Origin of the sequence: Cytobacillus oceanisediminis (genome assembly GCF_004366035.1) — a bacterium.
GTDB classification, from domain to species: domain Bacteria; phylum Bacillota; class Bacilli; order Bacillales; family Cytobacillaceae; genus Cytobacillus; species Cytobacillus oceanisediminis_C.
The window spans coordinates 210,493-236,451 of the sequence record NZ_SOEE01000004.1; the positions used below are offsets into that span (position 1 = coordinate 210,493).

The window sequence follows — 25,959 nt, forward strand, 5'->3', positions numbered from 1 at the left end:
GAATTGTTGCATAATGCGGACTAACCAAGTTGTCCACTGAGTTGATTGGAGCGGAAGGTACGAGTTCCTCGAAAATGCTACTGCATTTTCTTCGTGCGGTGTTTGTTCGAGGAAGCACATTATGTCCTGCGGGAGTAGCGTACCAGGGGAGACCCCGCAGACACAGCGGTCGAGGAGACTTCCTGCATCCCCGCTGGTTCGCCTTAGTGCCTGCAGCGGATGTCAACGGGCGAGGTTATAAGCTAGAACAACATCTATTAGTAAAAGCCCTATACATAGACTGCACAGGCATCATGGCGCTAACTGAAAGTAATAGTGCTTTTTATAAGCTGTGCTTTTCCCAAAAGGAAGTGTGAGAAATGGCAGTAAGCATGACTGGTTATGGCAGGAGCAAGAAAGAATCCGGGCAATGTTCCATTACGGTTGAAATAAAGACTGTAAACCATCGTTTTTCCGAGTTTCAGATCAGAATGCCCAGACAGCTGATGCATATAGAAGACAAGATAAAGAAAAAGCTTAACGGGCATATCAAAAGAGGCAGAATCGAGGTTTATATCACCATTGACGGCGATGGGCTGTCCAGCAGGAAAGTTAATGTTGACTGGGACCTATTGGATGAATATTATCAATACATAACTGCAATTCAAACAAAGTACCAAATCTCAACGGATCTATCCATCGGGAATGTCATACGGGAAGAATTGATTGGTATAGAAGAAAAGGAGTCCGGCAATGAAGAATTGAGCCAGATGGTCCTTTCTGCTGCTGAAGAGGCATGCCTGCAGTTAACGGAGATGAGGAGGCTTGAGGGGGATGAGCTGGAAAAAGATCTCCGAAGCCATCTTACTCTTTTAAGCAGCAGGGTCAGCAAGCTGAGAGAGTTTGCCCCAAAGGTCGTGCAGCTTTACCGGGAGAGATTGGAAAAGCGTATGAGAGAATTTCTTGATGGCCAGGTGGATGAGCCGAGAATTTTAACAGAGGTAGCGATGTTCGCTGATAAAGCGGATATCAGTGAAGAACTGACAAGACTTCAAAGTCATATAAGCCAATTTGAAAAGACCCTTCAGCTTTCAGAACCGACTGGAAGAAAACTTGACTTTATTCTGCAGGAAATGAACCGGGAGGCCAATACAATCGGGTCCAAGGCAAACAGTGCAGAGATAGCTGCTGAAGTGGTTGAAATAAAGAGTTTATTGGAAAAAATGAAGGAACAAGTTCAAAATATTGAATAGCAGTTGTTTAGATTCCGGCTCTGGGGGTCAAAATAAATAACTGATGATTGGAGGACCCAAATGTCAATTAAACTGATCAATATCGGATTTGGCAATATTGTCTCTGCCAACCGGATAATATCAATAGTCAGTCCAGAATCCGCCCCGATTAAACGGATCATTCAGGACGCACGTGACCGGGGCTCTTTAATAGATGCTACATATGGCAGACGCACCCGGGCTGTTATCGTTATGGACAGTGATCATGTCATTTTGTCTGCGGTCCAGCCGGAAACTGTTGCGCACCGATTAAATGACCGTGATGAAATTGTTGAGGAAGGGTAGGATTTTATAAATGAAAGAAAAAGGGTTATTGATTGTTCTATCCGGACCCTCAGGTGTAGGAAAAGGAACAGTAAGAAAAGAGATATTTGCTCAGCCTGATACTGCGTTTGAATACTCTATTTCAATGACAACGAGATCTCCGAGAGCAGGAGAAGTCAATGGAGTTGATTATTTTTTCAAAACGCGTGAGGAGTTTGAAGAGCTGATCAGGCAGGATAAGCTGCTTGAATATGCAGAGTTCGTCGGAAACTACTACGGAACGCCAGTTGATTATGTAAGGGAAACACTGGACCGGGGCAAAGATGTTTTTCTTGAAATCGAAGTTCAGGGTGCCCGCCAAGTGCGTGAGAAATTTCCTGACGGCTTATTCATCTTCCTGGTTCCACCTAGTTTATCCGAGCTTAAGAACCGTATCGTAACCAGGGGGACAGAGACGGAAGATATAATCAACAATCGCATGAGTGCAGCGAAAGAAGAGATCGAAATGATGAACTTATATGATTATGTTGTAGAGAATGATCAAATCGATCTTGCCTGTGAAAGAATTAAATCCATTGTGGTAGCAGAACACTGCCGCAGGGAACGTGTAGAACCTAAATACAAAAAGATGCTGGAGGTAGAATAAATATGCTTTATCCTTCTATTGATTCTCTAATGACAAAGATTGATTCTAAATATTCACTTGTTTCTGTTGCTGCCAAGCGTGCCCGTAAGCTTCAGCTTAATGCCAGACCGCAGCTTGAGAGCTATAAATCACATAAAAATGTGGGAAAAGCACTTGAGGAAATCCATGCAGACCAGCTTCATTACCGACTGGGCGAAAAGACGGCCAATGAATCATACGAGTAAAATCGCTGAATAACAACCTTTTAAAAGGTTGTTATTTTTGTTTGAGGTTTTATTAGATGAAAATTCACTGCTCTTCTTGCATAATAAAACTATCATGAAAACTAATAGCCATTAATGGCCAGTGCTGATTATAGAAAAATATAGCCAGGCCGTTTTTCATAGAGATGAATTATTTTTTGAGATTGGTGGGGTCATATAATGCTGACTGGAAAGAAGATATTATTATGTGTAACCGGTGGAATTGCTGTTTATAAAGCTGCAGCATTAACGAGCAAGCTTACGCAGTCCGGAGCGCAGGTGAAAGTTATCCTAAGTGAATCGGCAGCTAAATTTGTTGCACCATTAACTTTTCAGGCGCTTTCAAGACATGATGTTTACACTGACACTTTCGATGAAAAAGATTCGAAGGTTATTGCTCATATCGACCTGGCTGATTGGGCTGATTTAATTCTTGTTGCTCCGGCTACTGCAAATGTAATCGGAAAGCTGGCTAATGGAATTGCAGACAATATGATCACAACAACCCTCTTGGCGGCATCATCACCGATCTGGATTGCACCTGCAATGAATGTACATATGTACAGCCATCCTGCTGTCCAGAAAAATATTGAAACCTTATATCGTTTTGGATACAGATTTATAGAGCCTTCAGAAGGGTATCTTGCATGCGGCTATGTTGGAAAAGGCAGGCTGGAAGAACCAGAGAAAATTACAGAAACAATTGGAGAATTTTTTAAGCCTTCCAGGTTGGAGCTAACTGGCAGGAAAGTGGTTATAACTGCCGGCCCAACAAGGGAAAAAATTGATCCTGTCCGTTATATTACCAACCATTCTTCGGGTAAAATGGGCTATGCAATTGCCGAAGCAGCTGTATCTGCAGGCGCTGAAGTTGTATTGATATCCGGTCCGGTTACAATTAATGCTCCTGCTGGCTTAAAACTGATAAAGGTAGAATCTGCTCAGGAAATGTATCAAGCGGCAATAAGCGAATTTGATCATGCGGATATTGTCATTAAGACTGCTGCAGTCTCCGATTATCGTCCAAAGGTTACTTCTGCGCAAAAAATGAAAAAACAGCCCGGGGATGAAGTATTGGAGCTTGAAAGAACAAAAGATATATTATTCGAACTGGGACAAAAAAAGAAGAAGCAAATCCTTATAGGGTTTGCGGCTGAAACCGAACAGGTTGATGAGTATGCACAGGGCAAGCTAAAGAGGAAAAATGCCGATCTGATCGTAGCCAATAATGTAACTGCTGAAGGTGCAGGCTTTGGAACAGACACTAATATTGTTACACTTTTTAAAAAAGATGGGTCTTCTGAAAAGCTTCCGCTTATGCCAAAAAAGGATGTTGCTGTAAAAATTCTTGAAGAAGCTGTGATCTTGCTAAAGGATGAGCATGAATGAATATTGCGAGAGTCATTGTCGATGTACCAGCCAAACAGACTGACCGGGCATTTGATTACAAAATCCCCTCTCATCTGAAAGGCGTTATTCTCCCTGGCATGAGGGTTGTTGTACCATTTGGACCAAGAAAGATCCAGGGGTTTGTATCAGCATTAAGAGCAGAGTCCGATTTTCAGCAGCTAAAATCCATTTCAGAGCCGATGGACTTAAATCCAGTGCTTAACCAGGAGCTTTTGACTCTTGGTGAATGGCTGACAGAAAAAACATTATGCTACAAAATCTCTGCCTTTCAGGCAATGCTGCCTGCAGCATTGAAGGCAAAATACGAAAAGAAGCTTGTATTGGCAAAAACTGCAGATCGTAAACTGCTTGCTGAAAAAGTAGCTGCTCTCTTTCAGAAAACTGAAGAAATTTTATGGGATGATGCAGTTAAGAGCGGAGCTTTGCCGCTTCTTCAAAAGGAAGCATCCAATGGAACCATCGAAATTATCTATCAAGTAAAAGAACGAGTGAAAAAGAAAAAAGTGAAGCAGATATTCGCGGCTGCTGCCTCTAATAAGCTTGCTGATTACCTTCAAAAGCTTCCAGGCAACGCAACCAAACAGAAAGAAGTGCTTGAATATTTTCTTCATGAGGAGGGACCGGTCGATCAGAAAGAGTTATTTTCCTTGCTTGGAATAACATCGTCCACCATAAAAGTGCTTATGCAAAAAGGGCTGCTTGGCCAGAGGGATGTGGAAATTTACCGAAACCCATTTGGAGACCGTGAATTCGAAAGAACTGAACCGCTCTCTTTGACCGATGGACAGAAAAAGGCCATAATTCCCATCCTTAATTCTATCGAAAATAACCGGCATGAAACTTTTTTGCTTTATGGGGTAACAGGAAGCGGAAAAACTGAGGTGTATCTGCAATCCATTCAGCGAGTGCTTGAGGATGGCAAAGAAGCCATTGTCCTTGTTCCTGAGATTTCCTTAACTCCGCAGATGGTCAAACGCTTTAAGGGCAGGTTTGGCAATCAGGTTGCCGTAATGCACAGCGGCCTTTCAGCTGGAGAAAAGTATGATGAGTGGAGAAAGATTCAGCGGAAGGAAGTCAAGGTTGTTGTCGGAGCCCGATCGGCTATCTTTGCCCCTTTTGAAAACCTCGGAATCATTATCATTGATGAAGAGCACGAAACCAGCTATAAACAGGAAGAAAACCCGAGATACCATGCAAGGGATGTCGCCATCGAAAGAGCAGGAAATCATAAATGTCCTGTGGTGCTTGGCAGTGCAACTCCTTCATTGGAATCTTTTGCGCGAGCACATAAAGGAGTTTATCATCTTCTCACTCTCGAAAATAGAATGAACAATCAGTCTCTCCCTTCCGTTGATATCATTGATATGCGGGAAGAGCTGCGTGAAGGAAACCGCTCGATGTTCTCAAGGAAGCTCCTTGAAAAAATTAAAGACCGTCTCGGTAAAAAAGAGCAGATCGTATTATTTTTAAATAAAAGAGGGCATTCCTCATTTGTTATGTGCAGGGACTGTGGATATGTTATTAATTGTCCTCATTGTGATATATCTTTGACTTATCATCGGTATAACCAGCAGATGAAATGCCATTACTGCGGCTATGAGGCACCCGTTCCGAATGCATGCCCGGAATGTGAAAGTGAACATATCCGTTATTTTGGAACCGGCACTCAAAAAGTGGAAGAGGAATTGGCAAAAATTTTACCGGAAGCGAAGGTAATCCGGATGGATGTCGACACAACCAGCAGGAAGGGAGCACATGAAAAGCTCCTTGATCAATTCCAGGAAGGTCATGCAGATATTCTTCTTGGGACTCAGATGATTGCTAAAGGCCTTGATTTCCCCAATATTACCTTAGTAGGCGTATTATCGGCAGACACGATGCTGCACCTGCCTGACTTCCGCTCTTCTGAAAAAACCTTTCAGCTTCTGACTCAGGTAAGCGGGCGTGCTGGGAGGCATGAGTTGGAAGGGGAGGTAATTATTCAGACCTACACTCCTGAACATTATAGTATTGAACTGGCAGGGGAGCAGGATTACGATAAATTTTATGAAAGAGAAATGATGGTCCGTAAAATTCATAGATATCCCCCTTTCTACTATATATCCCTTGTCACCGTCAGCCACGAGGAATTAATGAAGGCTGTTTCGGTAACTGAGAAGATCACGCAGTACATTCAGTCAAAATTATCTGCTGAAAGCATAGTCCTTGGTCCTGTTGCATCCCCGATACCGCGGATCAATAATAGATATCGGTATCAATGTCTGATAAAATACAAGCGGGAGCCGGAACTTGGACAAGCGCTGAAGAAAATCCTGGATAATTATCAGCAGGATATTGCAACTGGGGGTCTATCCGTCTCAATTGATCTGAATCCTTATATTTTAATGTAGTTTCATAAAGCATAAAATTTGTTTGAAATTTGAGAACTGTTGGCCTCACAAGGAACGTTTCGACAGCTTCAAATCACACGACTAAAAGCGTTAGCTATTTAGTAGGATCTGCTCAGGAGCTTCCGTTTTTGTGGTTATGAATAAACTCAAATTGGTTGAAAATAGATAAAAATGGAGGAAACGTTTTGGCAGTAAAAAAAATTGTAACTTATCCGGCTGAGATTCTGGTGGCAGAATGTGAACCCGTTAAGGTGTTTGATAAGAAGCTGGGCAAATTGTTAAATGATATGTATGATACGATGATCGAATTCGATGGTGTCGGGCTGGCTGCTCCGCAAATCGGGCTTAGCAGGCAAATTGCCATTGTTGATATAGATGATGATTTTGGAACAATTGAAATGATTAATCCGGAAATCCTTGAAACGAATGGGGAACAGACAGGACCTGAAGGGTGCCTGAGCTTTCCTGGGTTATATGGTGAAGTAACAAGGCCTGAATATGTAAAAATCCAGGCTCAGGATCGAAAAGGGAAATATTTTACCCTCGAGGCTGAGGATTTCCTGGCTAGAGCGATCCTCCATGAAATTGATCATTTGCATGGGGTGCTATTTACCTCAAAAGTTACAAGATACTTGAACGAAGAAGAGTTGGAAGGATTGGAAGCTGAATGACAAAAATCGTATTTATGGGCACACCCGATTTTTCAGTGCCTGTACTGAAGCAAATAATAGAGGACGGATATGAAGTAATCGGAGTGGTTACTCAGCCTGACAGACCCGTTGGAAGGAAAAAGACCCTTACTCCCCCGCCTGTAAAAGTCGAAGCTGAAAAACAGGGCATCCCTGTGTATCAGCCCGAAAAAATCCGCCAGCCAGAAGAGCTGGAGAAAGTTCTTGCTCTTAAGCCTGACCTGGTTGTCACGGCTGCGTTTGGGCAAATTTTACCGAAGGAGCTTTTGGATGCACCCAAGTTCGGCTGCATTAATGTACATGCATCTTTACTTCCTGAATTGCGCGGCGGTGCACCCATTCACTACTCCATTCTGCAGGGGAAAGAAAAAACAGGAATCACCATTATGTACATGGCTGAGAAGCTTGATGCCGGCGATATTTTAACCCAAGTGGAAGTGCCGATTACGGAAAGAGATACAGTTGGCACTCTTCACGATAAACTTAGCGCTGCAGGGTCAAAGCTTTTATCTGAAACACTGCCAAAGCTCCTGAATGGTGAACTCACTCCCATCAGGCAAAATGATGAAGAAGCCACTTTTGCTTATAATATTAAAAGAGAACAGGAAAAAATCGACTGGGGCAAAAACGGAGAAGAAATCTATAACCACATTAGAGGGTTAAACCCATGGCCGGTTGCTTATACAACTTTTGACGGCAAAGTGATTAAAATTTGGAATTCGGAAAAGGTCAAATCTGCTGAAAGCAAAGAACCGGGAACAATTATCAGGCTTGAGGAAGATGGAATCGTTGTGGCAGCAGGGAATGAGACAGCCATTAAAATTACAGAACTGCAGCCTTCCGGAAAGAAAAAGATGCCAGCAGAACAATTCTTGAGAGGCGCGGGGTCCCATCTAACTGCCGGCGGCCATTTGGGAGACACCGAATGAATAAGCTAAAAAAGAAAAATGTAAGGGAAACTGCACTGGAACTTCTTGAAGCCATTGAAAAAAATCAGTCCTACAGCAATCTTTTGCTGAATAACGCCATAAAAAAGAACGAAATAGACCAGAAGGATATCGGACTTTTAACGGAACTGACTTATGGTACCCTTCAGCGCCGGATGACACTCGATTTTTACCTGCAGCCGTTTTTGGCAGGCAACAAAAAAATTGAAAGCTGGGTTAACCAGCTCTTAAGGCTAACACTGTATCAGATGGTTTTTCTTGATAAAATTCCTGACCGCGCAGCTATTTTCGAGGCAGTAGAAATAGCTAAACGATGGGGGCATAAAGGAATTTCCGGCATGGTCAACGGCGTGCTCAGGAACGTTCAAAGAAAGGGGCTTCCAGATCTTGAGCAAATTGAAGACAGTGTTGAACGCCTTTCCATTGAGACTAGCCATCCCGCGTGGCTCGTAAAAAGATGGGCCGATCAGCTTGGGTTTGAAGAAACAAAGAAAATGTGTGAAATTAACTTGACTGCTCCACTTCAGACTGCAAGGGTAAATGAGGTCAAGGCTTCGAGGGATGAATGCCTGTCACTTCTAAAGGAAGAAGGATTTGAAGTAGAACCAAGTCAGTTTATACCAGTTGCCATTAAATGTTTAAGAGGAAACCTGGCCAATTCGCGTGTTTTCAAAGACGGCCTGATTACTATTCAGGACGAAAGCTCCATGCTTGCTGCATATGCCCTTGGAGGAAATCCAAATGAAAAGATCCTGGATGCCTGTGCAGCACCCGGAGGAAAAACCACACATATTGCAGAAAAAATGCAAAATACTGGACAAGTCATTTCACTGGATCTTCATGAGCATAAAGTAAAGCTGATTAATGATAATGCCGATAGACTGGGACTATCGAATATTAAGACAAATGCCCTTGACAGCAGGAAAGTCCAGGAGCATTATGAAAAAGAATCTTTTGACCGCATTTTAGTGGATGCCCCATGCTCAGGTCTTGGAGTTATGAGAAGAAAGCCGGACATGAAATACACAAAAGAAGAAGATGATTTATATCATCTTCATAAGATTCAAAGAAACCTTTTGGATGCCGTTTCACCTTTGCTGAAAAAAGGTGGTATTCTTGTTTATAGTACATGTACAGTGGATAAGGAAGAGAATCAGCATGTTGTCCAGTCATTTTTAAAGAATAATGCGGAATTTGAGGGAGATATATCAGTTCGTGAGCGAATGCCTAAAGCAATTGCTCCGTTTATAGATAATTTTGAACTGCAGATTTTACCGCAGGATATTGGTTCGGACGGGTTTTATATTGCCTGTCTGAGAAAGAAGGTGCAATAAATGGAACAAACAGCAGCAGAGAAAATAACAGCAGACGAACAAAAACCATCCATTTATACTTTACAGCTGCATGAGCTGAAGGATTGGCTTAAAGAAAATAATGAGAAAGCCTTCAGGGCTGAGCAAATTTTTGATTGGCTTTACACAAAAAGAGTCACATCATTTGAGGATATGACGAACCTGTCAAAAGGGTTAAGAGATGCACTATCAGCAAATTTTTCGCTGACAACTCTTAAAACGATCATTCAGCAGGAGTCAGCTGATGGGACAATAAAATTTTTATTTGAACTTCATGATGGCTATTCGATTGAAACTGTACTGATGAGGCATGACTATGGTAATTCAGTATGTGTAACTACTCAGGTGGGCTGCCGAATCGGCTGTACATTCTGTGCTTCAACTTTAGGCGGATTAAAACGTAATCTTGAAGCAGGAGAAATCGTTGCTCAGGTCGTAAAAGTACAACAGGCACTAGATGAGACAGATGAACGGGTCAGCTCGGTTGTAATTATGGGGATCGGTGAGCCATTTGATAATTATGACAGTATGCTGTCATTCCTGAAGATAATCAACCATGATAAAGGGCTGAATATCGGTGCACGCCATATCACTGTTTCGACCAGCGGAATCATCCCAAAAATCTATAAATTTGCAGATGAAAATATGCAGATCAATTTCGCGATCTCATTACATGCTCCAAACACCGAAATCAGAAGCCGCCTGATGCCAATAAATAGAGCTTATAAGCTGCCGGACCTTATGGATTCAATCAGGTATTATATAAATAAAACAGGCAGACGGGTGAGTTTCGAATATGGCTTATTCGGAGGGGTCAATGACCAGGTGGAACATGCCGAAGAGCTGGCAAAGCTAATAAAAAATGTGAAGTGCCATGTTAACCTGATTCCAGTAAACTATGTGCCCGAACGAGATTATGTGAGGACACCCAAGGATCAAATTTTTGCTTTTGAAAAGACACTGAAGAACCACGGCATTAATGTAACCATTCGCAGGGAGCACGGTCATGATATAGATGCAGCATGCGGACAACTTCGTGCAAAGGAGCGAAAAGAGGAGACGAGGTGACAGAATGAAAGCTGTTTTTATGACAGATCAAGGCAAAGTCAGGCAGCATAACGAAGATAATGGCGGCATCTATGTGAACAGCAAGGGGCAGCGCCTTGCCATCGTAGCAGATGGCATGGGCGGCCACCGGGCTGGCGATGTGGCAAGCGAAATGACGTTAACAAGTTTAAAAGGGTTCTGGGATCAGACAGATGACTTTCAGACTGCCGAAGAGGCGGAAGGATGGCTGCGGAAGCATATTGCAGAGGTCAACACGATTCTTTATGAACATTCGAAAGAAAATGAACAATGTGAGGGCATGGGTACAACTGTTGTGGCTGTAATATGTACCGATCGTTTTGCGACAATTGCCAATATCGGCGACAGCAGATGTTATATCTTGAATGAATCGGGTTTTCAGCAGCTGACGGAAGACCATTCCCTAGTGAATGAACTTGTAAGGTCAGGGCAGATTACCAAGGAAGATGCTGAGCATCATCCAAGAAAAAATGTGCTCCTCCGTGCATTGGGAACTGAAGCAGCGGTTGAGATGGATATCAAAACCATTACGTTTGAAGAGGGCGATTTATTATTATTATGCTCTGACGGTTTGTCCAACAAAGTAGCTGTGGCTGAAATGATTGAAATCCTCAAAAGCGGACGAACACTGGAGGAAAAAGCCGCAGTGCTGATTGAACAGGCCAATAATAATGGCGGCGAAGACAATATTACGCTCGTGATTGCTGAGTATTTTGAAAGCAATGAGAGCGGGATGATAAATGATGATTAAGGGAAGAAGATTAAGCGGCCGCTATAAGATTCTTGATATGATTGGCGGAGGCGGCATGGCAAATGTCTACCTGGCCCATGACATGATTCTAGATCGAGATGTAGCCGTGAAAGTGCTTCGGATGGATTTTGCCGAAGATGAAGAATTTATCCGCCGTTTTCATCGTGAAGCCCAGTCAGCTACCAGCTTAGCCCACCCGAACATTGTCAGTATCTATGATGTTGGCGAAGAGGATTCTATCTATTATATTGTAATGGAATATGTAGATGGACAAACGTTAAAGCAATACATACAGCAAAACAGCGCGATTCGCATAGATGATGCGCTGGAAATTATGAAACAGCTGACCTCTGCCATATCTCATGCACATCAAAACCATATCATACACCGGGATATTAAACCGCATAATATTTTGATAGATAGGCATGGTAATGTTAAGATTACTGATTTCGGAATTGCCATGGCATTAAGCGCCACCAGTATAACCCAGACCAATTCTGTTTTAGGCTCTGTTCATTATCTTTCTCCGGAACAGGCCAGGGGGGGGATGGCCAACAGAAAGTCTGATATCTACTCCCTTGGCATTGTTATGTTTGAGCTTTTGACAGGAAGGCTTCCTTTCTCAGGTGAATCCGCAGTATCGATAGCTCTCAAACATCTGCAGTCAGAGACGCCTTCCCTTAAGAGATGGAATCCTTCCATACCGCAAAGTGTTGAAAATATCGTTTTAAAAGCGACAGCTAAAGATCCTTTTCACAGGTATGATTCTGTTGAAGAAATGGAAGAGGATATCAGTACAGCTCTTGAACCCGAAAGGCTTCATGAAGAAAAGTTTATGGTCCCGATTGACGATGATGCTACAAAGGCAATCCCTGTTATTACAGATGACCGCCCATATCAAAGCATGGACGAAACACTTGTACATGCAAAGGATCCAAAGGGAGACACGCAGCCTGTGGCAAAACCTCTCCCTGATAAGAAGAAGAAGGAAAAAAAGAAGAAAAAGAAATGGCCAATTATTCTGGTATCAGTCTTTTTGTTTCTGGCTGTATTAGGCATCCTCGCCATAACTGTTTTACCTGATCTTATTGAGCCCAAGGATGTCCAGGTTCCTGATGTGTCCGGTAAAGAGGTGGAAGATGCAGTAGCAGAGCTTATTGCCGCAGGGTTTACGGTTAGGGATACAAAGCCGATAAGTGACCCTGATGTGGAAGAAGGTCTGGTAGTAAAAACAGATCCGAAAGCAGGCAGAACCGTAAAAGAAGGAACTTCCATTGATATCTATGAAAGCACTGGCAAGGAAAAATTTGAATTAGCCGATTACCAGGGCAGGCAATATGACGATGTAGTCCGCTTGCTTGAAAGCAAAAATTTTAAAAACATTGAAAAAACAGAAGAAAATAATGAGAGTGAGCCGGCTGGGACAATCCTGGACCAAAACTTCTCAGAAGGCGACCTTGTTGTTCCCGAGGATACAGAATTGATTTTTACTGTCAGCAAAGGCCCGGCGCCAATTGCCTTAAAAGATCTGCGCGGCTATAACGAAAAGGGGCTGCAGGAGTACGAAGAATCATCGGGATTAAAAGTAGAATATGGTGAAGAAGAATTTCATGAGGAAGTCCCTGAAGGACTAGTCATCAAACAGGATCCGGCACCAGGCACAAACCTGGCAAGGGGACAGAAAGTGACTGTGGTTCTTTCAAAAGGGAAAAAAGAACTTCTTCCTAAAACAGAAAATATTGAGATCAGTGTTCCATATGAGCCTGCAGCCGAAGGGGAGCCAAATGAAGTTCAGATTATCATCAAGGATATGAATAATCCTGGTTCTGAACCAGTTCATACAGAGCTGATTTATGAAGATACGGTAATACCAATTGATATAACGATTGCTCCTGGACAGAATGCCACTTATAAGGTTCTGCGGGATGGCCAGGTTTTTGAAGAAAAGGAAATTCCTTATCCGGAAGAAGAATCATAAGCAAGGAGTGTTGCTATGCCTGAGGGCAAAATTATTAAAGCCTTAGCCGGGTTTTATTATGTTTTAAGCGGAGATGAAACCATTCAGTGCCGAGGCCGCGGAGTTTTCCGGAAAAATAAGGTTAACCCGCTGGTCGGTGATGAAGTTGTGTTTCAGGCTGAAAGTATTACAGAAGGATACATCTTAGAAGTAAAAGAACGGAAAAATGAGCTGATCCGTCCGCCGGTCGCAAATGTTGATCAGGCCATTCTAGTGTTTTCAGCTGTTGAACCAGGCTTCAGCACCTCTCTATTAGATCGTTTCCTGGTGCTGGTTGAATTCAATCATATCAAGCCAATCATCTGCATTACTAAAATAGATCTGACAGACGAAGATGAATATAGGGAAATTCAGCAATATGCATCAGATTACCGCAAAGCCGGCTATGATGTTTTGCTGACTTCCTCCGAAACAGAAGAAGGCGTTAAAGACTTAAAGCCATATCTGGAAGGCGAGATATCCGTTTTTGCAGGACAGTCGGGTGTGGGGAAATCTTCTTTGTTAAATGTATTAAGACCAGATTTAGAGCTGAAAACTAATGATATTTCTTCACATTTGGGCAGGGGGAAGCATACAACCAGGCATGTAGAGCTGATAGAGGTTGGAAAAGGGCTTGTTGCTGATACCCCGGGATTCAGCTCCCTTGAATTTACAGATATCGAATTGGAGGATCTTAATTATTGCTTTCCGGAAATTCAGGAGAAAAGCGACCAATGCAAATTTAGAGGCTGCCTGCACATGGCAGAACCTAAATGCGCTGTGAAGACAGCCAGTGAAAACGGTGAAATTCCTTCCTACAGATATGAGCACTACAAAACCTTTCTGCAGGAAATAAAAGATAGAAAGCCGAGGTATTAATTCATGGTAAAAATCGCACCTTCTATTTTATCGGCAGACTTTTCTAAATTGGGAGAAGAGATTAAAGATGTAGAGCGAGGAGGAGCTGATTATATTCATGTCGATGTAATGGACGGCCATTTTGTACCGAATATAACAATTGGTCCATTAATTGTTGATGCAATCCGTCCTGTGACAAAGCTGCCCCTGGATGTTCATTTGATGATAGAAAATCCGGATAACTACATTGAGGCATTTGCTAATGCTGGGGCAGATTATATCACTGTACATGCAGAAGCATGCAAGCACCTTCACAGAACAATTCATTTTATTAAATCTTTTGGCGTCAAGGCAGGAGTGGTTCTTAACCCGGCTACACCAGTTAATATGATTGAGCATGTTATTGATGATATAGATATGGTATTGCTTATGTCTGTTAATCCTGGTTTTGGAGGACAAAAGTTCATCCATGGCGTTCTTCCTAAGATTAAGGCCGTTAAGGAAATGGCTGACGCAAAAGGTCTAAATATTGAAATTGAAGTGGACGGCGGAGTGAATGAAGAAACAGCACAATTGTGCATTGAAGCTGGAGCCAATGTGCTTGTTGCCGGGTCGGCAATTTATAATCAGAAAGACAGAGCCGGGGCGATCACTGCTTTAAAAGGTTCGAAATAAAAAAGGGCCAGCTGGAATATAGCTGGCTTTTTATAATTCAAGATATATATCATGATTGGAGCAATATGAAATGATTATAAATATTTTAGCTGGCGGCCCTGAGGATTTGCTGCCTGAACTGTCTTCATTCGGTAATGCTTCTGACATTTGGATCGGGGTAGATAGAGGAGTGCTCATACTCATTCAAAATGGAATGCAGCCGAAAATGGCATTTGGTGATTTTGATTCTGTGTCAAATGAAGAACTATTAATCATTGAAGAAAAAGTAAAAGAGCTGAACAGGTTCAAGCCGGAGAAAGACGAAACCGACATGGAGCTTGCCCTGAATTGGGCACTGGACCAAAATCCTGAGAAAATTCGTTTGTTTGGCGCCACAGGCGGCCGGCTTGACCACTTATTTGCAAATATTCAGCTGTTAATAAAGCCTGTAATTGAAGAAATCTTTGTTCCTGTCGAAATTATTGACCAAAAAAATAAGGTTTATATTAAAGGTCCAGGTGAATACACCATAAAGCAAAATCCAAAATTCAAATACATTTCTTTTGTCCCGATCACAATGGAAATTAAAGGCCTCACATTAAGAAATTTCAAGTATCCGCTCACAGACCGGACCGTCCCAGCCGGTTCTACTCTTTGTATCAGCAATGAACTTATTGATGATTGTGGTACTTTTTCTTTTACTGAAGGCATATTAATGGTTGTAAGAAGCAAGGATTAAGTGCCGGGCCTGTGCTGCCCTGCAAGGTGCTGGGACGCTGGATATAAGTGTTGGCATGAATTGCTTTCTAATCATTTTTTGTAATCATGAGTACTCATCTTTCATTATTTGAATAAGATGGTAAAGACGATTTAATGACAGAATGGATGCGTAAGATCGTGAGGAGGGACACGAGTAATGAGATTTTATACAATCAAACTTCCTAAATTTTTAGGGGGCATTGTGCGTGCCATGTTAGGGACCTTCAAAAAGGGGTAAACTCCCATAAATGAAAAAGAAAATAGCATCAAAAACTGGGCACCTCTCTGGGGTGCTTTTATTTTTTGATTGAATGGGGGAGAATGGATAGTGGATTATAAAACGGAAAATAAATAGGACATCCTAAAAGGATGTCCCTGAGCAGATTAAACGCGCTCAACTTTACCTGATTTAAGTGCTCTTGCAGAAACCCAAACACGTTTAGGTTTACCGTCTACAAGAATACGTACCTTTTGAAGGTTAGCACCCCAAGTACGCTTGTTAGCGTTCATCGCGTGAGAACGTGCGTTACCTGAAGTTGTTTTTTTACCAGTTACAACACATTTGCGTGGCATGTATGTTTCCCTCCTTACTAAAAGCATAAGCTGAAACTATTTTTCAATGCTTTCATTTGCAATAGTCAGATTCATCCATCTGAATTAATGAGGAATTCCTCTTCGGATTTCGACATTAAAAGATACTTTAATAATTTATCATACAACCCTTCTGATTGCAATAGTTTGCTTTCAAGAAAATTTCCTTGACATAGGGGCATGGAACATGAGCTATAATAGAGATGGGGAAGTATGACTTTCAATATTACAGCCCATATAGTAAAATATCATAAGGTATGCATAAAGCTTGGAGTTAGAAAGATCGCTGCCCAGCTGAAAAGGATGTATTCTCCTTTAACAGCAAGCTTGCCTTTTACAATAAGGGGGAACGCCAGCGTCTCCGTAAAGCGGGAGCGCTTGAAGAAGCTTTTATTAAAAGCAATTTCCAAAGGGGGAACGAACCATGTCCATCGAATTAAAAACGAATTTCGGGCAAATTGATATCTCTAATGACGTAATTGCAACAATCGCAGGCGGAGCAGCAGTCGACTGCTACGGCATCGTAGGGATGGCCTCTAAAAATCAAATTAAAGATGGCCTTACAGATATACTTCGAAAAGAGAATTTTACCCGCGGTGTAATTGTCCGCCAGGAAGAAGATGAAGTACATATCGATATGTATATTATTGTAAGTTACGGAACGAAAATTTCCGAGGTTGCCCACAATGTGCAATCTAAAGTGAAATACACCCTTGATAAAACGGTTGGGCTAAGTACGGACTCGGTTAATATTTACGTTCAGGGAGTTCGTGTAACGAACCCGTAGTGAGGAGGAAAGACTTGTGTCAAAAAGAGATTTAGATGGGAAGCTTTTTGCCGAAATGGTCATACAAGGAGCGAACCATTTATCTGCTAATGCAAAATTAGTGGATGCGTTAAATGTTTTCCCTGTTCCTGATGGAGACACAGGAACCAACATGAATTTGTCAATGACTTCCGGTGCAAAGGAAGTAAAAGCTAATATTCAGGAACATATTGGGAAGGTGGGCTCTGCTCTTTCTAAAGGTTTGCTGATGGGGGCCCGCGGGAACTCTGGAGTAATTCTCTCCCAGCTGTTCCGAGGTTTCTCAAAGCACATAGAACAGAAATCATCCATCAATGGCAAAGAGTTTGCTGATGCTTTGAATTCAGGTGTAGAGACTGCTTATAAAGCTGTAATGAAGCCAGTTGAAGGAACAATCTTAACCGTTGCTAAAGATTCCGCAAAAAAAGCGGTGCAGGCTGCAAAAAATGAGGATGATATCGTAGTAATTATGGAGGAAGTTTTAAAAGAAGCTCGGGCTTCTTTAAACCGCACTCCGGATCTTCTTCCAGTTTTAAAAGAAGTTGGGGTTGTAGACAGCGGCGGACAGGGTCTTGTTTTTGTATATGAAGGATTCCTTGCTGAGCTCAAGGGCGAAAAACTTCCGGATACACCAGCAGCCCTTCCAAAGATGGACGACCTGGTTAGCGCAGAACACCATAAAAATGTTCATAGTTTTATGAACACTGAAGATATTGAATTTGGTTATTGCACAGAGTTTATGGTCAAGTTTGAAACTGAAAAGCTATCTTCTAATCCTTTTTCTGAAGATAAGTTCCGTCAGGACTTAAGCAAATATGGGGACTCGCTTCTTGTGATTGCGGATGAACAGCTTGTAAAAGTACATATCCACTCTGAACAGCCAGGAGATTGCCTGACATACGGACAGCGCTATGGCAGCTTAATCAATATGAAGATTGAAAACATGCGCCAGCAGCATACCAATTTAATTGAAGACGTTCCTACACCATTGGCAGCTGAAGCTAAGCCAAAGGAAAAGCAGGAGTACGGAATCGTGACAGTATCAATGGGAAGCGGGATTGCGGATCTTTTCCGAAGCATCGGAGCACATGCAGTCATTGAGGGCGGTCAGACGATGAATCCTAGTACGGAAGATATTGTAAAAGCCATAAAAGAAGTGAACGCCAAGAAAGTAATCATTTTGCCAAACAATAAAAATATCATAATGGCTGCACAGCAGGCTGCAGAAGTGACTGAAGAAGCAGCAGTGGTTGTTCCTTCCAAGACCGTTCCTCAGGGAATGGCTGCCCTGCTTGCTTTTAACCCAAGTGCCGGACTCGAAGAAAATGAAGAAGGCATGACAGAAGCCCTTCAGCATGTGAAGACAGGCCAAATTACTTTTGCTGTCCGTGATACAAGCATCGATGGCCTCGAAATTGAAAAAGATGATTTTATGGGCATCGCAGATGGGAAAATTGTTGTCAAGAACAAGGATAGAGTACAGGCTGCCAAAGATCTTCTCGATGGAATGATTGATGAAGATTCTGAGATCCTAACCGTATTAAAAGGTGAAGATGCGGCAGAAGAAGAAGTGGATGCACTTATCAGCTATATTGAAGATAAGTATGGAGATGTCGAAGTCGAAGTGCATGATGGCAAACAGCCACTATACTCTTTTATATTCTCAATTGAATAAACAAAAAAAAAGCGAGGGCCCAGCCTTCGCTTTTGTCCATTTAAAACGAGTATATATTAGTGGGCTTCGGAAATATTAATTTATTTGATTAAAGATTAGTTACTTGCCTATTTAAAATATAGTGTGTTAGTTATAAAGCAGGCGTTACATAGCCTGCAGTTAAAAGTAATTGAGCAGGGAGGGGTGGCGGACTGCCTTGAGAAAATATATTTGGCAGCCGTTCAATAAACGTGAATCCAAATTATAATCAGTCTGTTACAGCTGTTAAAGGCATCGGAGAGGAAACAGCAGTATCACTTGCTGAAATGAACATAAACACTGTAAAAGATTTGCTTGAATATTTTCCGTATAGATATGAGGATTACAGACTCAAGGACCTGGAAGAGATCAAGCATGATGAAAGAGTAACTGTGGAAGGAAAGGTTCACAGTGAACCTTCACTCGCCTATTATGGAAGGAAACGTTCCAGGCTGACTCTGAGAGTTCTTGTAGGCAGATATCTGATACAAGTGGTCATGTTTAATCAGCCATATTTAAAGAACAAAATTACTTTGAACGAAACTGTTACAGTGACAGGCAAATGGGACCAGCACCGCCAGATCATAACAGCCAATGAATTAAAAATAGGAAGTGCCTCCAATAACAAGGATTTTGAGCCGGTTTACGGTGTCAAAGGAAATATCACTGTCAAGGGAATCAGACGTTTTATAAAACTGGCCTTTTCACAGTATGGGAATGAGATATCAGAAACTTTGCCTGAAAAATATCTTTTGCAATATAGGCTTTTGAATAGGCGAGATGCTATGAGATCGCTTCATTTTCCTGCCGATGATCAGGAACTTAAACAGGGAAGACGGCGCTTTGTTTATGAAGAATTCTTCTATTTTCAATTAAAAATGCAGGCACTAAGAAAGATTGAAAGAGAGCAGTCTAAAGGAATTGCGCAACCTTATGATCTTTCGAGGCTGATGGAGTTTATAGACTCCCTTCCGTTTGCCTTAACCAGTGCCCAGAAAAGGGTAGTTAATGAGATTCTGTCTGATATGAAATCGCCTTATCGGATGAACAGGCTATTACAGGGGGATGTTGGTTCCGGCAAAACGGCTGTTGCGGCAATCGCCCTATATGCCAGCAGGACAGCAGAATTCCAGGGAGCTTTAATGGTTCCGACCGAAATCCTTGCAGAGCAGCATGCGGAATCTTTAAAGACGATGCTTGAGCCATTTGGCTTGCGATGTGAACTCCTAACAAGCTCTGTCAAAGGAAAGCGCAGAAGAGAAATTCTTCAGCATTTAAAGGATGGAGAAATTGATGTTCTTATAGGCACACATGCACTTATCCAGGAAGAAGTGGAATTTAATAAACTGGGACTTGTTATTACTGATGAACAGCATAGATTTGGTGTCGGACAGCGGCGCGTCCTCAGGGAAAAAGGCGAGAGTCCGGATGTTCTGTTTATGACTGCCACGCCAATCCCGAGGACATTGGCCATTACTGTTTTTGGGGAAATGGATGTTTCCATCATAGATGAAATGCCGGCAGGGCGAAAAGCGATTGAAACTTATTGGGCAAAACCTGAAATGCTTGATAGAGTACTTGGTTTTATGGAAAAGGAGCTTTCAGCAGGCCAGCAGGTATATGTGATCTGTCCCCTAATTGAGGAGTCTGACAAACTGGATGTTCAAAACGCTATAGATGTCCATGCAACCCTGATGCATCATTTTCATGGCCGCTATGATGTCGGGCTCATGCATGGGAGGCTTCATCCAGATGAGAAAGAAAATGTAATGAAGACTTTTAGCCGAAATGAAACTCAAGTTCTTGTTTCTACTACAGTTGTCGAGGTGGGTGTAAATGTCCCAAATGCAACGATGATGGTGATCTATGATGCCGAGCGGTTTGGACTTGCACAGCTGCACCAATTAAGGGGCAGGGTAGGAAGAGGAGATAAACAATCTTATTGTGTTCTTTTAGCTGACCCCAAATCGGAAGTTGGAAAAGAACGCATGAAAATCATGACGGAAACCAATGACGGATTTGCCCTAAGTGAAAAGGACCTTGAGCTGAGGGGCCCTGGGGACTTTTTCGGTAAAAAACAAAGCGGGCTTCCGGAATTTAAAGTCGCCGATATGGTCCATGATTACCGCGCTCTCGAAACCGCCAGAAACGATGCAGCTGCTCTTGTTGAATCCCATGAATTCTGGCATTCAGATGAGTACCTGCCTTTGAGAAATTATTTAAAGGAAACAGGAGTGCTGGAAGGGGAAAAACTGGACTAAAGGATCGAAGCATCAATATCCCACGCTGAGTTGATTGGAGTGGAGAGAGCTTGATCCTTGCAAATGCTTTCGCATTTCCTTCGTGCGGTGTTGATTCAAGGGAGATGATTCAATGTTCTGCGTGAGACCCCGCAGGCGGCGCTGAGGAACTCTGTTCCTCACAGCGGAGAGAGGAGGGCCTGCAGAGGAAATCAGCGGCCAGAGTATGCAGGCTAGACAAATATTCAATCACACTTAAAGCAGATTGCAGAAAAGTTCTTTCTTGCAATCTGCTTTTTTTGATTATATACTACTATTAGTACCTAGTCTTAATATCTCGGACGGTGGGATTTTTAATGAAAAGAAATAAAAAAGAACGCCAGCATTTATTAACGGACACAATAAAAGAAAATCCATTTGTTACGGACGAGGAACTTGCAGATAAGTTCTCTGTCAGCGTCCAGACAATAAGGCTCGACCGCTTGGAATTATCTATTCCGGAATTGCGGGAGCGAATCAAGCATGTTGCTGAAAAAACTTTCGAGGATGAAGTCCGATCTCTACCCATAGAAGAAATAATCGGAGAAATAATAGATATAGAATTGGATAAAACGGCAATTTCCATTTTCGATGTAAAAAATGAACATGTTTTCAAGCGGAATGGAATAGCCCGGGGTCATCACTTGTTTGCACAGGCCAACTCACTGGCAGTTGCTGTAATAAACGATGAACTGGCATTGACAGCGAAAGCCAATATTCAATTTACAAGGCCAGTACGATTAAGTGAACGTGTTATAGCAAAAGCCAAGGTCCTTACAATTGATGTTGACAGCGGCAGGACGATTGTTGAAGTCAATAGCTTTGTGAATAACGAACAGGTATTTAAGGGCGAATTCGACATGTTCAGAAAAAAATAATCACTAAAGGATGAAGCATCATGAAAATTGCCATAGACGCAATGGGAGGCGACAATGCCCCAAAGGAAATTGTCCTTGGCGCAATGAAAGCTGCCGCAGAGTTTAAGGATATACACATTACCCTTGTTGGTGATGAGTCAAAAATAAAGGAATACCTTACCTCAAACGAGCGGATTGAGATTTTACATACAGATGAAGTCATCACGCCGGATGATGAGCCAGTGAGGGCGGTACGCAGAAAGAAAAATGCATCAATGGTGCTTGCAGCACAGCTTGTCTCAGACGGTAAAGCGGATGCATGCATTTCTGCAGGAAACACGGGTGCTCTTATGGCAGCAGGCCTTTTTGTGGTGGGAAGGATTGAAGGCATCGAACGCCCGGCATTATCACCTACGCTTCCAACGATAGGCGGTGAAGGGTTCCTTTTGTTGGATGTAGGGGCGAATGTAGATGCGAAACCTGAGCATCTTCTTCAATATGCGATTATGGGATCCATATATACAGAAAAGGTCCGGGGTGTTTCCAATCCTAGAGTGGGCCTTCTAAATATCGGAACTGAAGAGAAAAAAGGCAATGAGCTGGCGAAAAATACATTCGACCTGCTGAAGAATGCTGATATCAATTTTATCGGCAATGTGGAAGCGCGCGATTTGCTTGAGGGAGCTGCAGATGTTGTAGTGACAGATGGCTTTACCGGCAATATGGTCCTAAAGACAATTGAAGGTACTGCTGTTTCTGTATTTAAAATGTTAAAAACAGCTCTGACCAGCAGCTTTAAAACGAAATTGGCAGCAGCAGCTTTAAAGCCTGATTTATACCAGCTTAAATCCAAGCTGGATTATTCGGAATACGGCGGTGCTGGATTATTCGGATTAAAGGCGCCGGTTATTAAGGCTCATGGTTCCTCAGATGCTACTGCTTTATTCAGTGCAGTCAGACAGACTAGGGATATGGTAGAAAATAATGTCGCTCAAACGATTAAGGAAGCTGTTGAAAAAGAAGCAGAAAAAACAGCCATTAAATAAACTTATTTTATTTGGGGGGAAGCACGATGGGTAAAATCGCCTTTTTATTTCCTGGGCAGGGATCGCAGACTGCAGGAATGGGAAAAGCCTTAGCCGAACAGGATGAGAAAGTAAAATCATTTTTCGAGAGTGCTGATCAAAAACTTGGCTTTTCACTATCAGAACTTATTTTTGAAGGGCCTCAGGAAAAATTGACGCTAACAACAAATGCCCAGCCGGCATTGTTGACTACTGGCATTGCCATCCTCGATTACTTTAAAAGGTCGGGTGTAACACCTGATTTTGTGGCTGGCCACAGCCTTGGAGAGTATACTGCACTCGTTGCAGCGGAAGCACTATCCTTTGAGGACGGAGTTTATGCTGTCCGTAAAAGAGGAGAGTTCATGGAGGAAGCAGTTCCTAACGGTGAGGGAACAATGGCAGCGGTACTGGGACTAGACAGGGACAAGCTTTCTGCAGTCACAGAAGAGGTTACGGCAGCCGGCAATCCGGTTCAGCTCGCAAATTTGAACTGTCCTGGACAGATTGTGATTTCAGGTTCAAGGGCAGGTGTTGAACAAGCTTCTGCAAAGGCTAAAGAAGAAGGTGCCAAGCGTGTGCTTCCGCTGGAAGTAAGCGGTCCTTTCCATTCTGAATTAATGAAGCCTGCTGCGGAGAAGTTCAGGCAAGTCCTGGACAATATTGAGATCAAAGATGCAGTTGTTCCTGTCATTGCAAATGTTACGGCTTCTGAAATGACTTCCGCTTCAGAAATCAACAGCAGATTGATTGAACAGCTGTATTCACCTGTACTCTGGGAGGATTCAATCCGCAAGATGATAGAGCTTGGAGTAGATACATTTATTGAAATAGGACCTGGAAAAGTACTGTCAGGCTTAGTGAAGAAGGTAGATCGTTCCCTTAAAACGTATGCCGTTTCTGATGCTGAATCCTGTCAGGCAGTTACAGAATCCTTGAAGGAGGAATTAAGATGAAGCTAGAGGGAAAAGCCGCTTTAGTAACGGGAGCTTCCCGCGGAATCGGAAGAGAAATTGCTTTGGGTCTTGCTAAGCAAGGTGCAGATATCGCGGTTAACTATTCCGGAAGTGAGGCAAGGGCGAACGAAGTGGTTGATGAAATACAAGCATTAGGCAGAAATGCTTTTGCTATCCAATGCGATGTGTCAAATAGTGATTCCGTGGCAAGCATGGTTAAAGAAACAGTAGAAAAGTTTGGCAAGCTTGATATTTTGGTTAATAATGCTGGAATTACGAAGGACAATCTGCTTATGAGAATGAAGGAAGACGAATGGGATGATGTTATTAACATTAACCTGAAAGGTGTATTCCTTTGTACAAAAGCTGTTACAAGGCAGATGATGAAACAGCGCAGCGGCCGCATTATCAATATTTCATCCATCGTTGGAGTCAGCGGCAATCCTGGCCAGGCTAACTATGTCGCTGCCAAATCTGGTGTTATAGGCCTGACAAAGACCTCTGCAAAGGAACTTGCAACAAGAGGGATAACGGTCAATGCCATTGCACCAGGCTTTATCACAACTGATATGACTGACAAGCTGAACGAGGATGTAAAAGAGCAGATGCTTAAGCAAATTCCTTTGGCCCGTTTCGGCGACCCTGCAGATATTGCGAATGTGGCAGTGTTTCTTGCTTCAGAGGACAGCCGCTATATGACAGGACAAACCCTTCATGTTGATGGCGGTATGGTCATGTAGTTTGTAACAGGCTTGTAATGCAAAATTTTTTATAAAACCTTTCAATAAAGGCTAAAAATAATCTATAATACTTGAGGGGAGGTGACAAGCATGGCAGAAGTATTAGAACGTGTAACAAAAATCATCGTGGACCGTCTGGGTGTTGAAGAGTCTGAAGTTAAATTGGAAGCTTCTTTCAAAGATGATCTAGGTGCTGATTCCCTTGACGTAGTAGAATTAGTAATGGAATTAGAAGACGAGTTCGACATGGAAATTTCTGACGATGATGCTGAAAAGATCGCAACAGTCGGTGACGCTGTAAATTACATAAAAGCTAGCCAATAATCATTAGTTGGACCACTCTGCAGTGAGGGTATGCCCCTCGCTGCAGCCATTTTTTATCAGCAGATGTTTACTGTCCGGTGTTACCTGTTGCATAGAAGGAAAGCATGGCTAAAGCTGTCGCCCGGCAGCAGGTGGCTGTGGACAGTAAATATGTTAGGCAAAAGCTCCGTTGAATAACGGGGCTTTCTTCTGTGAAGATGGCTGTACCCATATGAAACTTAAAATGGCTTTTTAAGTAGAAGTTATTTTGCGTTTTTGATGTTTATTACGTAAACTTAGGGAAGGCCATTTAAGCTTTTTATGAATGTCAGTTTACTTAAAATTCGTGGCATTTGAGCAGTTAGCTATATTGTTCATTGAGTTGACTGGATCGGAAGGTGCGAGATCCTCGAAAAGGCTGCCGCATTTTCTTCGTGTGGCGTTGTTTGAGGAAGCTCCCGGCTGCCCCGCAGGATAGCTTTAGTACCTGCAGCGAAAATCAACGGGCTTGGTTAAAAAACTAAAACATCAATATTTTTGAAATGTCCCTAATAATAAAAAGAATATTAATATTAGCAAGGTGGATGCATTATGCGCAGCAATAAGGATAAGGATAGAAAATCATTTCGCGCAATCGAAAAACAATTTAAAGAATTCCAGACGGAAATCGGAATTCAATTTGAAAATGAAAAATTATTAAAGCAAGCTTTTACCCATTCATCTTATGTGAATGAGCATCGGAGAAAGCCCTATGAAGACAATGAAAGACTGGAATTTTTGGGTGACGCTGTCCTGGAACTGACTGTTTCAAAGTTCCTTTACCTAAAATATCCCATGATGAGCGAGGGAGAATTAACTAAGCTGAGGGCTGCGGTTGTCTGCGAACCATCCCTGGTCTCATTTGCCCATGCATTGTCCTTCGGCAGCCTGGTGCTTCTTGGAAAAGGGGAGGAAATGACAGGAGGAAGGACCCGTCCGGCCCTGCTTGCAGACGTATTTGAAGCCTTTATAGGTGCACTATACCTCGATAAAGGATTAGATACGGTTGTCGGTTTTTTGGAGAAAGTTGTTTTTCCGAAGATTGATTCAGGTGCTTTTTCGCATGTGATGGATTTCAAGAGCCAGCTGCAGGAACTTGTGCAGCGGGATGGTGCAGGTGCAATTGAATATAAAATCCTTCATGAAAAAGGGCCAGCCCACAATCGAGAATTTGTTTCCACTGTTTCTCTAAATGGCAGGGAGCTTGGAACAGGCAATGGCCGATCAAAGAAAGAAGCGGAACAGCATGCAGCCCAAATGGCCCTTGAAGTATTGAAAAATCATATCAAGTGACATCAAAGAATAGAAACTTGGAGG

Annotated in this window: 26 protein-coding genes; 25 read left to right on the top strand and 1 reads right to left on the bottom strand. The window is 42.5% G+C overall.

The window, feature by feature from the left end; all coding sequences use genetic code 11:
* Nucleotides 1-359: 359 nt before the first annotated feature.
* The 16 genes from DFO72_RS11865 (at nucleotide 360) to spoVM (ending at nucleotide 15,553) form a co-directional block, all read left to right on the top strand.
* The gene (locus tag DFO72_RS11865) at nucleotides 360-1,232 is read left to right on the top strand and encodes a YicC/YloC family endoribonuclease (protein ID WP_113881894.1); all 873 of its coding nucleotides are present in this window, start codon (nucleotides 360-362) and stop codon (nucleotides 1,230-1,232) included.
* A 60-nt stretch (nucleotides 1,233-1,292) separates the two neighbouring features.
* Nucleotides 1,293-1,556, top strand: coding sequence for an extracellular matrix/biofilm regulator RemA (gene remA, locus DFO72_RS11870; RefSeq protein WP_009330821.1), 264 nt, complete (start codon nucleotides 1,293-1,295; stop codon nucleotides 1,554-1,556).
* Between the two features lie 10 nt (nucleotides 1,557-1,566).
* On the top strand, nucleotides 1,567-2,181 hold the full coding sequence (gmk, locus tag DFO72_RS11875; protein WP_009330820.1) for a guanylate kinase: 615 nt from the start codon (nucleotides 1,567-1,569) through the stop codon (nucleotides 2,179-2,181).
* 2 nt (nucleotides 2,182-2,183) lie between these two features.
* The gene (gene rpoZ / locus DFO72_RS11880) at nucleotides 2,184-2,405 is read left to right on the top strand and encodes a DNA-directed RNA polymerase subunit omega (RefSeq protein WP_009330819.1); all 222 of its coding nucleotides are present in this window, start codon (nucleotides 2,184-2,186) and stop codon (nucleotides 2,403-2,405) included.
* A gap of 198 nt (nucleotides 2,406-2,603) precedes the next feature.
* The gene (gene coaBC / locus DFO72_RS11885; RefSeq protein ID WP_113881895.1) at nucleotides 2,604-3,812 is read left to right on the top strand and encodes a bifunctional phosphopantothenoylcysteine decarboxylase/phosphopantothenate--cysteine ligase CoaBC; all 1,209 of its coding nucleotides are present in this window, start codon (nucleotides 2,604-2,606) and stop codon (nucleotides 3,810-3,812) included.
* Entirely contained in the window at nucleotides 3,809-6,223 is a 2,415-nt protein-coding gene (gene priA / locus DFO72_RS11890) for a primosomal protein N' (protein WP_113881896.1), read from the top strand. The genes coaBC and priA overlap by 4 nt, the downstream gene beginning before the upstream one ends.
* A gap of 185 nt (nucleotides 6,224-6,408) precedes the next feature.
* A complete protein-coding gene (def, locus tag DFO72_RS11895; protein WP_113881897.1) occupies nucleotides 6,409-6,894 on the top strand; it encodes a peptide deformylase in 486 nt (161 codons plus the stop codon).
* A complete protein-coding gene (gene fmt, locus DFO72_RS11900; protein WP_113881898.1) occupies nucleotides 6,891-7,841 on the top strand; it encodes a methionyl-tRNA formyltransferase in 951 nt (316 codons plus the stop codon). The genes def and fmt overlap by 4 nt, the downstream gene beginning before the upstream one ends.
* Nucleotides 7,838-9,193: a 16S rRNA (cytosine(967)-C(5))-methyltransferase RsmB gene (rsmB, locus tag DFO72_RS11905; RefSeq protein ID WP_113881899.1), complete on the top strand. Its 1,356-nt coding sequence runs from the start codon at nucleotides 7,838-7,840 to the stop codon at nucleotides 9,191-9,193. The genes fmt and rsmB overlap by 4 nt, the downstream gene beginning before the upstream one ends.
* The gene (rlmN, locus tag DFO72_RS11910) at nucleotides 9,194-10,279 is read left to right on the top strand and encodes a 23S rRNA (adenine(2503)-C(2))-methyltransferase RlmN (RefSeq protein ID WP_113881900.1); all 1,086 of its coding nucleotides are present in this window, start codon (nucleotides 9,194-9,196) and stop codon (nucleotides 10,277-10,279) included.
* A gap of 4 nt (nucleotides 10,280-10,283) precedes the next feature.
* Nucleotides 10,284-11,048, top strand: a complete 765-nt coding sequence (locus DFO72_RS11915; protein ID WP_113881901.1) for a Stp1/IreP family PP2C-type Ser/Thr phosphatase — start codon at nucleotides 10,284-10,286, stop codon at nucleotides 11,046-11,048.
* Nucleotides 11,041-13,026, top strand: coding sequence for a Stk1 family PASTA domain-containing Ser/Thr kinase (pknB, locus tag DFO72_RS11920; protein WP_113882145.1), 1,986 nt, complete (start codon nucleotides 11,041-11,043; stop codon nucleotides 13,024-13,026). The genes DFO72_RS11915 and pknB overlap by 8 nt, the downstream gene beginning before the upstream one ends.
* Before the next feature lie 15 nt (nucleotides 13,027-13,041).
* Entirely contained in the window at nucleotides 13,042-13,923 is an 882-nt protein-coding gene (gene rsgA, locus DFO72_RS11925) for a ribosome small subunit-dependent GTPase A (RefSeq protein ID WP_113881902.1), read from the top strand.
* Between the two features lie 3 nt (nucleotides 13,924-13,926).
* The gene (gene rpe / locus DFO72_RS11930) at nucleotides 13,927-14,577 is read left to right on the top strand and encodes a ribulose-phosphate 3-epimerase (protein WP_113881903.1); all 651 of its coding nucleotides are present in this window, start codon (nucleotides 13,927-13,929) and stop codon (nucleotides 14,575-14,577) included.
* 70 nt (nucleotides 14,578-14,647) lie between these two features.
* On the top strand, nucleotides 14,648-15,295 hold the full coding sequence (locus tag DFO72_RS11935; RefSeq protein WP_113881904.1) for a thiamine diphosphokinase: 648 nt from the start codon (nucleotides 14,648-14,650) through the stop codon (nucleotides 15,293-15,295).
* A gap of 177 nt (nucleotides 15,296-15,472) precedes the next feature.
* Nucleotides 15,473-15,553: a stage V sporulation protein SpoVM gene (gene spoVM, locus DFO72_RS11940; protein WP_019381739.1), complete on the top strand. Its 81-nt coding sequence runs from the start codon at nucleotides 15,473-15,475 to the stop codon at nucleotides 15,551-15,553.
* Nucleotides 15,554-15,699: 146 nt separating this feature from the next.
* On the opposite strand, the gene rpmB is transcribed toward spoVM, so the two are convergent.
* Nucleotides 15,700-15,888 (bottom strand): 50S ribosomal protein L28, encoded by a 189-nt coding sequence (rpmB, locus tag DFO72_RS11945; protein ID WP_019381740.1) that lies wholly within the window; start codon nucleotides 15,886-15,888, stop codon nucleotides 15,700-15,702.
* 442 nt (nucleotides 15,889-16,330) lie between these two features.
* On the opposite strand from rpmB, the gene DFO72_RS11950 reads away from it, so the two are divergent.
* The 9 genes from DFO72_RS11950 (at nucleotide 16,331) to rnc (ending at nucleotide 25,935) form a co-directional block, all read left to right on the top strand.
* A complete protein-coding gene (locus DFO72_RS11950) occupies nucleotides 16,331-16,693 on the top strand; it encodes an Asp23/Gls24 family envelope stress response protein (RefSeq protein WP_009330806.1) in 363 nt (120 codons plus the stop codon).
* A gap of 16 nt (nucleotides 16,694-16,709) precedes the next feature.
* Nucleotides 16,710-18,386 carry a DAK2 domain-containing protein gene (locus DFO72_RS11955; protein WP_113881906.1) on the top strand — a complete coding sequence of 559 codons (1,677 nt, stop codon included), beginning with the start codon at nucleotides 16,710-16,712 and terminating at the stop codon, nucleotides 18,384-18,386.
* Nucleotides 18,387-18,616: 230 nt separating this feature from the next.
* Nucleotides 18,617-20,665 carry an ATP-dependent DNA helicase RecG gene (gene recG / locus DFO72_RS11960; RefSeq protein WP_113881907.1) on the top strand — a complete coding sequence of 683 codons (2,049 nt, stop codon included), beginning with the start codon at nucleotides 18,617-18,619 and terminating at the stop codon, nucleotides 20,663-20,665.
* A 335-nt stretch (nucleotides 20,666-21,000) separates the two neighbouring features.
* Nucleotides 21,001-21,561, top strand: coding sequence for a transcription factor FapR (gene fapR, locus DFO72_RS11965; RefSeq protein ID WP_113881908.1), 561 nt, complete (start codon nucleotides 21,001-21,003; stop codon nucleotides 21,559-21,561).
* Nucleotides 21,562-21,581: 20 nt separating this feature from the next.
* Entirely contained in the window at nucleotides 21,582-22,586 is a 1,005-nt protein-coding gene (gene plsX, locus DFO72_RS11970; RefSeq protein WP_113881909.1) for a phosphate acyltransferase PlsX, read from the top strand.
* Between the two features lie 26 nt (nucleotides 22,587-22,612).
* Nucleotides 22,613-23,560, top strand: a complete 948-nt coding sequence (gene fabD, locus DFO72_RS11975) for an ACP S-malonyltransferase (RefSeq protein WP_113881910.1) — start codon at nucleotides 22,613-22,615, stop codon at nucleotides 23,558-23,560.
* Nucleotides 23,557-24,300 carry a 3-oxoacyl-[acyl-carrier-protein] reductase gene (fabG, locus tag DFO72_RS11980; RefSeq protein ID WP_113881911.1) on the top strand — a complete coding sequence of 248 codons (744 nt, stop codon included), beginning with the start codon at nucleotides 23,557-23,559 and terminating at the stop codon, nucleotides 24,298-24,300. Before fabD ends, fabG begins: the two co-directional genes overlap by 4 nt.
* A gap of 90 nt (nucleotides 24,301-24,390) precedes the next feature.
* Nucleotides 24,391-24,624 (top strand): acyl carrier protein, encoded by a 234-nt coding sequence (locus tag DFO72_RS11985; RefSeq protein WP_009330799.1) that lies wholly within the window; start codon nucleotides 24,391-24,393, stop codon nucleotides 24,622-24,624.
* A 570-nt stretch (nucleotides 24,625-25,194) separates the two neighbouring features.
* On the top strand, nucleotides 25,195-25,935 hold the full coding sequence (rnc, locus tag DFO72_RS11990; RefSeq protein WP_113881912.1) for a ribonuclease III: 741 nt from the start codon (nucleotides 25,195-25,197) through the stop codon (nucleotides 25,933-25,935).
* Nucleotides 25,936-25,959: the final 24 nt, after the last annotated feature.